General features: G+C 71.7%; 10 protein-coding genes. 5 read left to right on the plus strand and 5 right to left on the minus strand.

Annotated features, from left to right (window positions below):
• Positions 1-321: 321 nt before the first annotated feature.
• From Q392_RS27450 to Q392_RS27465, 4 genes are all read right to left on the minus strand, one after another.
• The gene (locus tag Q392_RS27450) at positions 322-729 is read right to left on the minus strand and encodes a DUF934 domain-containing protein (protein WP_211260327.1); all 408 of its coding nucleotides are present in this window, start codon (positions 727-729) and stop codon (positions 322-324) included.
• Complete coding sequence (locus tag Q392_RS27455) at positions 726-2,507, minus strand: nitrite/sulfite reductase (RefSeq protein ID WP_038216234.1); 1,782 nt, start codon at positions 2,505-2,507, stop codon at positions 726-728. Before Q392_RS27455 ends, Q392_RS27450 begins: the two co-directional genes overlap by 4 nt.
• Before the next feature lie 212 nt (positions 2,508-2,719).
• Complete coding sequence (locus Q392_RS27460; RefSeq protein WP_038216237.1) at positions 2,720-4,327, minus strand: MFS transporter; 1,608 nt, start codon at positions 4,325-4,327, stop codon at positions 2,720-2,722.
• 60 nt (positions 4,328-4,387) lie between these two features.
• Positions 4,388-4,861 (minus strand): winged helix-turn-helix transcriptional regulator, encoded by a 474-nt coding sequence (locus tag Q392_RS27465; protein ID WP_038216240.1) that lies wholly within the window; start codon positions 4,859-4,861, stop codon positions 4,388-4,390.
• Positions 4,862-5,010: 149 nt separating this feature from the next.
• Here Q392_RS27465 and Q392_RS27470 point away from each other — a divergent pair, with 149 nt between their 5' ends.
• The 5 genes from Q392_RS27470 to Q392_RS27490 all read left to right on the plus strand — a co-directional run bounded on the left by Q392_RS27470 (position 5,011) and on the right by Q392_RS27490 (position 10,744).
• Positions 5,011-6,312, plus strand: a complete 1,302-nt coding sequence (locus tag Q392_RS27470; RefSeq protein WP_038216243.1) for a D-amino acid dehydrogenase — start codon at positions 5,011-5,013, stop codon at positions 6,310-6,312.
• Between the two features lie 121 nt (positions 6,313-6,433).
• A complete protein-coding gene (locus Q392_RS27475) occupies positions 6,434-7,363 on the plus strand; it encodes a FecR family protein (protein WP_157008383.1) in 930 nt (309 codons plus the stop codon).
• A 24-nt stretch (positions 7,364-7,387) separates the two neighbouring features.
• The gene (locus Q392_RS27480; protein WP_038216251.1) at positions 7,388-8,260 is read left to right on the plus strand and encodes a Tll0287-like domain-containing protein; all 873 of its coding nucleotides are present in this window, start codon (positions 7,388-7,390) and stop codon (positions 8,258-8,260) included.
• A 4-nt stretch (positions 8,261-8,264) separates the two neighbouring features.
• A complete protein-coding gene (locus Q392_RS27485) occupies positions 8,265-9,677 on the plus strand; it encodes a serine/threonine-protein kinase (protein ID WP_038216254.1) in 1,413 nt (470 codons plus the stop codon).
• Between the two features lie 80 nt (positions 9,678-9,757).
• Positions 9,758-10,744: a crotonase/enoyl-CoA hydratase family protein gene (locus Q392_RS27490; RefSeq protein WP_051954015.1), complete on the plus strand. Its 987-nt coding sequence runs from the start codon at positions 9,758-9,760 to the stop codon at positions 10,742-10,744.
• Here Q392_RS27490 and Q392_RS27495 read toward each other — a convergent pair.
• Positions 10,696-11,592, minus strand: a complete 897-nt coding sequence (locus Q392_RS27495) for a transglutaminase family protein (RefSeq protein WP_038216257.1) — start codon at positions 11,590-11,592, stop codon at positions 10,696-10,698. The two genes, Q392_RS27490 and Q392_RS27495, sit on opposite strands and share 49 nt — an antisense overlap.
• Positions 11,593-11,604: the final 12 nt, after the last annotated feature.

Raw genomic sequence — 11,604 nt, forward strand, 5'->3', positions numbered from 1 at the left:
GGGGGCGGTGCCGCAGAACTCGCTGCGTTCACTTCGTTCACTGCGCTCGAACAGCTGCGGCAAGTCAGATGTTGAAGCGTGCCTGTCCTTCGGCAGGCACGCCCGCCCCTGTCCTGCGCTCCTCGCCGCCCCACAAATCGCCCGCGCCCCAGGCCCCCGGCCACGGCGCGTGGAACCGTTGGTAGAGCATCCAACGGGGAAGCTGATACCCCCAACCACCGTTCGGGCTGAGCCTGTCGAAGCCGGGTGACGCGCTTCGACAGGCTCAGCGTGAACGGGTGAGGGGAATTGAACGGGGCAGGGGCCGGACTACGGAACGACTCAGTGCTCGCGCGCGAACAGAGGCTCTTTCTGCTCCACGTCGCCCTGGTAAAAGCCGGCGTAGCGCTCGAACTGGCGCTGCGCCGCGGAGGCGTCCACCCCCTCGCGCAGCACGGCGCTGCTGAAGCCGCTGCGCTGCATGTGCACCAGCAGGTCGATGATCACATCGCCCGTGGCGCGGATGTCGCCGGCGAAGCGCCGGCGGCGGCGCAGCATGATGGCCTGGCTGTATGCGCGGCCGTCGGTGAACTTCGGAAACTGCAGCTCGATGCGGTCGACGCCTTCCAGGTCCAGCTCGGCGGCCAGCGGGTCGGCGTCGTTGGACAGCTGCAGGACCTTCAGGCCCGCGTCCGCGCCGCTCTCGCCGGCATGTTGCTCGGCGCTGAGGATGCGCAGCGTCTGCTTCATGCCGCCACCTCCTCGGCCTTGAAGCGCGCGCCGTTGGCGGCGGCCTTGAACGGGTCGTGGCCCACGCGCCGCAGCGTGTCGATGAAGAACTCGCCCGGCTTGCGCAGCGCGCGGTAGGTGCCGAGCAGCGCCTCGATCACTTCCGGCACCTCGGCCGCCGAGAACGACGGGCCGACCACCTTGCCGCCCAGCGCCGGGCCCGACAGCTCGGTGCCGTCGGAGCCGCCCAGCGTGATCTGGTACCACTCCTTGCCGTCCTTGTCGACGCCCAGGATGCCGATGTGCCCGCTGTGGTGGTGGCCGCAGGAGTTGATGCAGCCGCTCATGTGCAGGTCGATCGGGCCGAGGTCGAACACCTCGTCCAGGTCCTGGTAGCGCTCGGTGATCGCCGCCGCGATGGGCAGCGAGCGCGCGTTGGCCAGCGAACAGAAGTCGCCGCCCGGGCAGGCGATCATGTCGGTCAGCAGGCCGATGTTGGGCTGCGCCAGGCCCAGCGCGCGCGCCGCCTCGTACAGCGCGGGCAGGTCGCTCTCGTGCACCCAGGGCAGCATCAGGTTCTGCTCGTGCGTCAGGCGCGCCTCGGAGGCGGAGAACTGTTCGGCGAGCTGCGCCAGCGCCTCCATCGTGTCGGCATCGGCGTCGCCGGGCGCGAAGCCCACGCGCTTGAACGACAGCGTGACGGCGCGCAGGTGCGGCAGGCGGTGGCCGCGCACGTTCTGCTTGAGCCAGCGCTGGTAGAGCTGGCCGCCGGTGTTCACGCTGGAAGGCAGGTTGGCGGGCTTGAGCTCGGGCACCACGAAGCTGGCCTGCACGCGGTCCAGCTCGGCCTGGGTGATGGTGTGCGGGGCGCCGTCCAGCTCGACGATGTCCTTGTACTCGGCCTCCACGTCGTCGATGAACTTCTGGCCCTCGGCCTTGACCAGGATCTTGATGCGCGCCTTCCACTTGTTGTCGCGCCGGCCATAGCGGTTGTACACGCGCACGATGGCCTCGATGTAGTTGAGCAGCTGGTCCCAGGGCAGGAACTCGCGCACCACGGTGCCGATGATCGGCGTGCGGCCCATGCCGCCGCCGGCCTTGACGGTGAAGCCCACCTCGCCGGCGTCGTTGCGCACCGCCTGCACGCCGATGTCGTACCAGCCGGTGGCGGCGCGGTCCTCGGCCGAGCCGTTGTAGGCGATCTTGAACTTGCGCGGCAGGAACGTGAATTCCGGATGCAGCGAACTCCACTGCCGGGTGATCTCGGCGAAGGGGCGGGTATCGACGATGTTGTCTTCGGCAATGCCCTCGTAGGCCTCGCAGGTGATGTTGCGGATGTCGTTGCCGCTGGTCTGGATGCCGTGCATGCACACGCTGGCCAGCAGGTCCATCACGTCGGCGGCCTTGGTGATGGGGATCCAGTTGAACTGCACGTTGGTGCGGGTGGTGAAGTGGCCGTAGCCGTAGCGCAGCGGCGGGGCCGCCAGCGTCAGGCCCGGCTGGGCCGCCTGCAGCTCGTCCTGCGTGGCCTGGGCGTGGGCCAGCAGCGCCGGGTCGGGCTTGTCGTACTCGCGGGCGATGTGCGCCAGCATGCGCAGTTGCGCGCTGCTGATCTCGCCGTAGGGCACGGCGATGCGCGCCATGGGGGCGTAGCGCTGGATGTACCAGCCGTTCTGCAGCCGCAGCGGCAGCAGCTCATCATCGGAGAGCTCGCCGCGCTGCCAGCGCTCGAGCTGGTCCCGGAACTGCTCCGCGCGCAGGCGGACGAACTGGCGATCGAAATCTGTGTACTGGTACATCGTGTGCTGGAGGGAACTGGAACGGCGTCGGCACGGCCCCGTGGAAGGGCTCGCGGGCGCGAAGGGCGGACTGTAGAGGCGGCCCTTATGAAAACAAACGATTTTCTGGTTCGAGCCTTATCCGGATATGCATATTCGCAAGGCGCCATGCGGGTTTCGGGGCCGCCGGGGCGCATTTCCGGATAAGGGCGGCCGGCGGCGGTCCGGCCCGCCTACGCCCCGGTCTTCCCGGGCGCCAGCGCGGCCTGGATGTCCTCCAGCCGCCGGCCGCGCGTCTCGACGCCGCCGCGCAGCAGCAGCGCCGCGGCCAGGGCCGTCGGCACGGCGATGACCAGCGCCGACAGCGCGAAGTGCCCGAACACCCCCAGCACGCCGAAGCCCGCGCCGAGGATGCCGCCGGCCTTCGAGCTGGCGGCGATCACCCCCGAGCCCGTGCCGCGCAGGTGCACCGGATAGATCTCGGCGGCGTAGGGGATGAGCATGGCGATCACGCCGCTCGAGCTGAACAGCAGCAGCGCGGTGGCCGTCACCATCGCCGCCGCCGAGTGCACCTGGAGCATGCCCAGCGCCATGAACAGCAGCAGCGCGGCGGCGGTGAGCGCGAGGAAGAGCACCAGCGCCTTGACGCTGCTCCAGCGGTGGTAGAGCCCGATGACGACCAGCGTGCCCGGCAGCGCCAGCAGGGCCGAGCGCGCCAGCAGGGCGTTGGCCGCGCCCGGGTCCATGCCCATCGCGCCCAGGTTGGTCGGCAGCCACAGCAGGAAGCCGAAGTTCACCAGCCCCCAGGCCAGGCCCGAGACGACCAGGCCCCAGGTGATGCGGGCATGCGGGCCGCGCAGCAGCGAGCCCAGCCCTGCCGGCGCGGCCTCCGGCTCGGCGACCACGGTGTCGGCACCGGCACCCGACGCGTCGCTGCCCGAAAAGCGCGCCAGCACCGCGCGCGCGGCGTCGAACAGCCCGGCGTTCGCCAGGAAGCGCGGCGACTCGGGGATGTAGCGCCCGAGGAGGATGATGAGCAGCCCCGTCGGCAGGCCCAGCAGCCACAGCGAGCGCCAGCTGAACAGCGGCACCAGCAGGTCGGCCGCGCCCGCGGCCAGCAGGTAGCCCGCCGAGGTGCCCACGCCGCCCAGCGCCACCAGCAGCCAGCCGCGGTGCGCGGCGGGCACCGTCTCGGCCATCAGCGTGAAGGCGATGGGCAGCAGGCCGCCGGCGGAGGCGCCCATCAGGAAGCACATCGCGAGGTTCCAGCCGAAGGCCGGCATGGCGCCGCAGATGGCGGTGCCGATGAACATCAGCGCCGACAGCAGGATCGCCGAGCGGCGCCCGAACACGTCCGCCAGCCGGCCCCAGACGATGGAGCCGACGGTGGTGCCGGTGAGCGCCACCAGCGCCAGCACGCCGGCCGTCTCCTTGCTGATGCCGTACTCCTGCGTCATGCCCGGCATCACGAAGCCCAGCGTGGCCGGCTTGAGCACGTCCACGGCCAGCGCGACGACCAGCACGGCCACCAGCTTCCAGTGCTCGGCGTTCAGCGGCACGCTGTCGGCCAGGTGGAACTGCAGCGGCTGCGCAGGGTGGAGGCTGCGGCGCAGCTGCGCGATGCGCGGCATGAGGCCGTAGGCCGCGAGCAGCACGCCCAGCGGGATCGCCGCCATGCCGGCCAGCATCGGCGCGTCCATTTCCATGCCGACCATCTGCCAGCCGGTGTAGCGGCCCATCAGGAACATGGGCGCGTGCGCGAGCACGCCGCCGATGATGGCGATGCAGCCCAGCCAGAAGGCCAGCGGATGGTGCAGGGAGAAGTCGCGCGGGGAGGACAAGATGGGGCGGCAGGTGGAGGAGGGCGCCCATCCTAGCCGCAGCGATGGGCGGCGCCGCCGTCACCGGTCCAGCGGCAGCGCCAGCGTCTCCTTGACTTCCTCCATCACCACGTAGCTGTGCGACTCGGCCGGCACCGGCAGCTTCTTGAGAATGTCGCCCAGCAGGTGGCGGTACTCGCCCATGCCGCGCAGGCGCGCCTTCACCAGGTAGTCGAAGCCGCCCGAGACGAGGTGGCATTCCTGCACCTCGGGCATGTGCAGCAGTTCCTTCTTCACCTTGTCGAACACCTCGCCGGACTTGGACGAGAGCTTGATCTCCACGAACACCAGCAGCGTCTTGCCCACCGCCTCGGGCGCCACGCGGGCGTGGTAGCCGGTGATGACGCCGCTGCGCTCCAGGCGCTTGACGCGCTCCGAGCAGGGCGAGGTCGACAGGCCCACCCGCTGCGCCAGCTCGGTGATGGCGATGCGGCCCTCGCGCTGGAGGATGTCGAGGATCTTGCGGTCGATGCGGTCGAGCGGGGCGGTGGACATGGTGATTCCTTCGGGCGCGCGGCCGTTTGGGCGCCTGGATCAGTGGATTTTGCTGGATATCGAAGAAATAACCATGACATTTGCCGGTTTGGAGGGCCTAGATTCCGGCAATCGTCCTTTCCACGCCTTCATTTCCAGCAGGTCCACCCATGAAAGTGATCGTTCTCGGCGGCGGCGTCATCGGTACCACCACGGCCTACTACCTGGCCCGGTCCGGCGCGAGCGTCACGGTGCTCGACCGGCAGGCCGGCGTGGCGCAGGAAACGAGCTTCGGCAACGCCGGGCAGGTCTCGCCCGGCTACTCCACGCCCTGGGCCGCCCCGGGCATCCCGCTGAAGGCACTGAAGTGGATGTTCCAGCAGCATGCGCCGCTGGCCATCCGCGCCGACGGCTCGCTGTTCCAGTTGCGCTGGATGGCGCAGATGCTGCGCAACTGCTCGCCGGCGCGCTACGCGGTGAACAAGGAACGCATGATGCGCGTGGCCGAGTACAGCCGCGACTGCCTGCGCGCGCTGCGCGCCGAGACGGGCCTGCAGTACGAGCAGCGCACCGGCGGCACGCTGCAGGTCTTCCGCACCGCGCAGCAGATGGACGCCGTGCAGCGCGACATCGCCGTGCTGCAGGAATGCGGCGTGCCCTACGAACTGCTGGACCACGAGGGCCTGGCCCGCGTGGAGCCGGCGCTGGCGCGCACCGGCGGCGCGTTGGTCGGCGGCCTGCGCCTGCCCAACGACGAGACGGGCGACTGCCATCTCTTCACCAACCGCCTGGCCGACGTGGCCCGCGGCCTGGGCGTGGAGTTCCGTTTCGGCGCGACGGTGGAGCAGGTGCTGGCCGAAGGCGGCCGCATCACCGGCGTGCGCGTCGATGGCGAGGTGCTGACCGCCGACCGCTACGTGCTGGCCCTCGGCAGCTACTCGCGCGCCCTGGCCGCGCAGCTCGGGCTTCATCTTCCGGTCTACCCGGTCAAGGGCTACTCGCTCACCGTGCCGCTGGTCGATGCCAGCCTGGCGCCGCAGTCCACCGTGCTGGACGAGACCTACAAGATCGCTGTCACACGATTCGACGACCGCATCCGCGTGGGCGGCATGGCGGAGCTGGGCGGCTTCGACCTGCGCCTGGACCCGCGCCGCCGCGCCACGCTGGAGAAGGTGGTCGGCGAACTGTTCCCCGGCGGCGACCTGCCGGCCGCCAGCTTCTGGACCGGCCTGCGCCCGATGACGCCCGACAGCACGCCCATCGTCGGCGCCACGCCGCTGGCCAACCTGTTCCTCAACACCGGCCACGGCACGCTGGGCTGGACCATGGCCTGCGGCAGCGGCAAGCTGGTGTCCGACCTCGTCATGGGCCAGCGGCCCGAGATCCGCACCGACGGCCTGGGCGTGGACCGCTACGGCCGCCAGCCCGCGGCACGCCATCCGGGCCTGCGGCCCGCGCACGCGGCCTCCTGACGCGCCGCTCGGCGGCCATGCCCGCAACGGGGCGGGCCGCCGGCATATGCCTTGATGCCTATGCCATTACACCTCGTTACGAGGCACCATGCGCGCATCGGAGCTCTTCGGTGCGAGGACGGTGAAACGGATCAGGAACGTCCTGGCGACGGTGTTGCTGCTGCTGGTGGGCGCAGCCGCCCACGCGGCCCCTGCGGCGCAGCCGCCGGCCCTCGTCTCCATCCTGGACGGCGAGGCGGCGCTGCTGCGTGACAGCGGCCGCTTCGGCGCGGCCGAAGGCGTGCGCCTGGCCGCGGGCGACCTGCTGGAGACCGGCCCGCAGACGCGCCTGCTGCGCCTCGAATTCACCGACGGCGCGATCGTCGACCTGGGTCCGTCCACGCGCGCGTTCGTGGCGCCGCGCCTGGGCATGCGCGGGCAGGCTGCGGCGGCGCACGTGTACGTGCTGCAGGGGTGGTTCAAGCTCATCCAGCCCGCGGGCGGCGCGCCCGTGCCGGCCGGTGTGCTGACGCCGGCCTACGCGCTGGGCGAGCCTGCCGGCCAGCAGGTCGCCGCGGTCGATGCCGACGGCGGCTTCCAGCTCTTCTGCGAGGCCGGCGCCGTCGCCCTGCAGGACCGGGCCGCCAGGCCCGCGCCACCGCCCGTGCGGCTGAAGGCCGGCGAGTTCTTCGCCCGCCGCGGCAGCGGCAAGGCGGCCGTCGCACCGCGCCCCACGCCGGCCTTCATCCAGTCCGTGCCGCGCAGCTTCCTCGACCCGCTGCCGACCCGCGCCGCGCTGTTCAAGGGCCGCGAGGTGGCACCCAGGCGCCTGGGCGACCTGGCCTACACCGACGCCGCGGCCTGGCTGGTGGCCGAGCCGATGCTGCGCAGCCACTTCGCCATCCGCTGGCGCGCGCTGGCGCGGCGGCCCGACTTCCGTGCCGGCCTGGTCGAGCACATGCGCGAGCACCCCGAATGGGACCGCATCGTCTTTCCCGAGAAGTACCGCCCCAAGCCCCCGGCGCAGGCCCCCGCCGCACCCCCGCGGCCGGCGGGCGTCCGCACCTACTGACGAGCGCCCGCGAGCGCGACCACGATGAAGCTCCTCCTCAAGTTCAACCTGGCCTTCCTGCTGGTCTTCGCCCTCGGCCTGGGCGCGGCCGCCTACCTGGCGCGCAGCATGCTGCAACAGGGCGCGCACGACGAGGTGCTCGACCGCGCCCGCCTCATCATGGAGAGCGCCGCCGCCGTCAGCACCTACACGGCCACGCAGATCCAGCCGCTGCTGCAGACGCAGATGAAGTACACCTTCCTGCCGCAGTCGGTGCCGGCGTACTCGTCCACCGAGATGATCAACGCGCTACGCACCAAGCACCCGGAGTACTCGTACAAGCCGGCCATGCTCAACCCCACCAACCCGCGCGACCGCGCGCAGGACTGGGAGGAGGACGTGATCGCCCGGTTCGCCCAGCAGTCGGAGCTGACCGAGTTCGTCGGCCGGCGCGAGACCGCTTCCGGCCCGGCCCTGTACATCGCCCGGCCGATCCGCATCACCAACCCCGTCTGCCTGAGCTGCCACACCACGCCGGGCATCGCGCCAGCGCCGATGGTCGAGAAGTACGGCCCCTCCAACGGCTTCGGCTGGAAGCTCAACGAGGTGCTGGGCGCGCAGGTGGTGTCGGTGCCCATGTCGGTGCCCTTCGAGCGGGCCGACAAGGCCTTCGGCGTCGTCATGGGCGCGCTGGCGGGCGTGTTCGTGCTGATCGGCCTGACGCTCAACCTGATGCTGTGGAAGCTGGTGATCCAGCCGGTGACGCGCCTGTCGGCGCTGACGGACCGCGTGAGCATGGGCGAGCTGGACGCGCCGGAGTTCGCCGTGCGCTCGAAGGACGAGATCGGCGTGCTGTCCGAGTCCTTCGCGCGCATGCGCAAGAGCCTGGTCCACGCCATGAAGCTGCTCGACACCTGAAGACATGGAGCACCCCAAGCGCCTCGGCAAATACGACATCGTCCAGGTGCTGGGCGAGGGCGCCATGGGCGTGGTCTACAAGGGCCACGACCCGGGCATCGACCGGCCGGTCGCCATCAAGACGATCCGCAAGGCGCTGATGGAGGCCGACGCCGGCATCGACCTGGCGGCGCGCTTCCGCAACGAGGCCAAGGCGGTGGGGCGCCTGTCGCACCCGGGCATCGTCGCCATCTACGAGTACGGCGAGGACGACGCCACCGCCTTCATCGCCATGGAGTACGTGCAGGGCCGCGACCTGGCGCAGATCCTGGGCGCCACGCCGCGCCTGCCCGAAGGCACCGTCATCCGCTTCATGCAGCAGCTGCTGGACGCGCTGGACTGCGCCCACCGCGCCGGCGTGTGGCACCGCGACATCAAGCCCGCCAACCTGATCGTCACCACCGACGGCCTGCTGAAGGTGACGGACTTCGGCATCGCGCGCATCGAGTCGGCCGCGCTCACGCAGATGGCCGCCACCATCGGCACGCCCGGCTACATGGCGCCCGAGCAGTACATGGGCGAGGCGATCGACCACCGCGTCGACATCTTCGCGGCCGGCGTGCTGCTGTACCGCATGCTGGCCGGGCGCTCGCCCTTCGCCGCCGACTCGGCCGAGGCCGTGATGTACCAGGTGCTCAACAAGGACCCGGAACCGCTCTCGCAGCTGCCGGGCCTGGCGCTGCCGTCCTCCTTCGATCCGATCGTCGCCCGCGCCCTGGCCAAGGCGGCGCAGCAGCGCTTCGCCAGCGCACGGGAGTTCCGCGATGCGCTGGCCGAGCGCAGCGCGCTGCACGCCGGCAGCGCCGCCGACGACGCGACCGTCGTGGCCTCGCTGCACCTGCCGTTGCGGCGTGCCGACGGCCAGTCGGCCTCCGGCGCCGCGAGCCGGCCCGGCTCGGCGCCGCCCTCGCGCTGGGACGCCGCCAGTCTGGCGCCGATGGAGGCCGCGCTGACCCGCTTCATGGGCCCCATGGCCCGCGTGCTGGTGCGGGAAGCCGCGCGCACCGCGACCGACCTGGACGCGCTGCGCGACGCGCTGTGTCAGCACCTGCCCGATGCCGGCGACCGGGCCCGCTTCATCACGCTGCTGAGCGGCTTCGGCAGCGCGGCGCGCGCCACCGGCGGAGGCACGGCCGGCAGCGGCGGTGCCGCCGTCGCCACCGGTGCGGCGGTCGAGGTGCCCATCACGCCGGAGGCGGCCGAGCACGCGCGGCTGGTGCTCTCGCGCGAGCTGGGGCCCATCGCCAAGGTGGTGCTGAAGAAGGCGCTGGCGCAGGCCCGCTCGCCGCAGCACCTGCACGAGCTGCTCGCGCAGCAGCTCGACGACCCGGCCCAGCGCGCGCGGCTGCTGGACGCGCTGCGGCGCAAGCCGGGCTGAAGCACCGGCGGGCGGGGCTTGCCCTCGCGGCGGCGGCGCACCATGCTGGCGGCTCCGACCATCCGCGCCAGGAGACGCCCGTGCCCGCCTTCGACACCCTCCACATCGCCCAGGACCCCGCGCAGCCGCGCATCGCGCGCCTCGTGCTGAACCGTCCCGAGCGGCTCAACGCCATCGCCGAGAGCACGCCCGGCGAGATCCGCCGCGCCGTCGAATGGGCCCAGGCCGAGGACGAGGTGCACGTCATCGTGGTCGAGGGCGCGGGCCGCGCCTTCTGCGCCGGCTACGACCTGGTGGACTACGCCGAGGGCCGGGCCGGCGAACACCCGTGCCGGCAGGAGAAGACGCCCTGGGACCCGATGCTCGACTACGCCGCCATGAAGAAGAACACCGAGGACTTCATGGCCCTGTGGCGCTGCCCCAAGCCCACCATCGCCAAGGTGCACGGCCACGCGGTCGCCGGCGGCAGCGACATCGCCCTGAGCTGCGACCTGCTGGTGATGGCCGACGACGCGCGCATCGGCTACATGCCCACGCGCGTGTGGGGCTGCCCGACCACCGCGATGTGGACCTACCGCCTGGGCGCCGCGCGCGCCAAGCAGCTCATGTTCACCGGCGACACGCTCACCGGCGCGCAGGCGGCCGAATGGGGCCTGGCCAACCTCGCGGTGCCGGCGGCCGAGCTGGAGGCCGCCACGATGCGGCTGGCCGCGCGCATCGCCGGCGTGCCGCGCAGCCACCTGGCGATGCACAAGATGGTGGTCAACCAGGTGTGGCTGTCGATGGGGCTGGAGCAGACGCAGATGTTCGCCACGCTGTTCGACGGCATCACCCGCCACAACCCGGAGGGCCTGTGGTTCCGCCGGCAGGCGGAGGTGGAAGGGTTCAAGAGCGCGGTCGAATGGCGCGACAGCGGGCGGCCGATTCCCGAGGGGGACGAGGCGAGGGCGCTGATCGCGCAGCTGGAGGCGCGCCGCCGCGGGGCAGGGCTGAGCCCGGCGCCGCCGGGCGGACAGGCTCACTCGCGCCGCTTGGTCACCCGCACCACCACGTCCATGCCCTCGTAGGCCTCGGCCGGGCCGAACCAGCTTCCGCTGATAGGCTGGGCCAGCGCCGGGTCGCGCGCCACGCCCACCCGGATCAGCCGGCCGCTGCGCGTCAGGTTGTTGGTCGGGTCGAAGGCGATCCAGCCGGCGCCGGGCAGGTAGGCCTCCAGCCAGGCGTGCGTGGTGCCGGCGCCCACGGTGGTCTCGCCGGGCGCCTGCTCGCCGGTGTCGAGCATCGGGTCGTACAGGTAGCCCGAGACGAAGCGGGTGGCGATGCCCAGGCGCCGCGCGGCCTCCATCATCAGCAGGGCGTAGTCGCGGCAGCTTCCGCTGCCCAGGGCCAGCGTCTCCAGGGGCGTCTGCGTGCCTTCCTCCTCGCGCGCCTGGTAGGTCAGGCTCTGCGCGATGTGCGCGTTCATGCGGCGCAGCGTCTCGCGCGTGCTGTTGGGCTGGTCGCTGTGCAGGAAGTGGTGCGCCCAGCGGATCAGCGCGCCCTCGGGGTCGTCGTGGTGCGGGCGCAGGTAGGCCTCCAGGTCCATGCGCTCCTGCACCGAGTAGGCGAAGGGCAGGTACTCGGCGGCCGGGTCCAGCGGCAGCTCGTCCTCGGGGCCCGGCACGTGCTCGATGGTGAAGGCGCAGGCGATGCCCAGCTCGCGCGCCTCGCCGCGCGGCTGCACCAGGGCGACGGAGTTGGAGTGCGGGTCGTGGATCAGCCGCACGTCGGCCTCGGGCGAGACCCGCAGGTCGGTGGCCAGCACGCGCAGGTCGTGGCTGTCGCGCGGGCGGAACATCACGCGGTGCAGGCCGAAGCGCACCGGCTCGCGGTAGCGGTAGGTGGTGGTGTGGAGGATGTCGTAGCGCGTGGACATGGCGGGCGGATT

This window comes from Xenophilus azovorans DSM 13620, assembly GCF_000745855.1.
GTDB classification, from domain to species: Bacteria; Pseudomonadota; Gammaproteobacteria; order Burkholderiales; family Burkholderiaceae_C; genus Xenophilus; species Xenophilus azovorans.

Coding starts and splice junctions, on each gene's coding strand:
- Q392_RS27450 (WP_211260327.1), bottom strand. CDS start 729: ATGAAGCAGACGCTGCGCATCCTCAGCGCCGAGCAACATGCCGGCGAG.
- Q392_RS27455 (WP_038216234.1), bottom strand. CDS start 2,507: ATGTACCAGTACACAGATTTCGATCGCCAGTTCGTCCGCCTGCGCGCG.
- Q392_RS27465 (WP_038216240.1), bottom strand. CDS start 4,861: ATGTCCACCGCCCCGCTCGACCGCATCGACCGCAAGATCCTCGACATC.
- Q392_RS27470 (WP_038216243.1), top strand. CDS start 5,011: ATGAAAGTGATCGTTCTCGGCGGCGGCGTCATCGGTACCACCACGGCC.
- Q392_RS27480 (WP_038216251.1), top strand. CDS start 7,388: ATGAAGCTCCTCCTCAAGTTCAACCTGGCCTTCCTGCTGGTCTTCGCC.
- Q392_RS27485 (WP_038216254.1), top strand. CDS start 8,265: ATGGAGCACCCCAAGCGCCTCGGCAAATACGACATCGTCCAGGTGCTG.
- Q392_RS27495 (WP_038216257.1), bottom strand. CDS start 11,592: ATGTCCACGCGCTACGACATCCTCCACACCACCACCTACCGCTACCGC.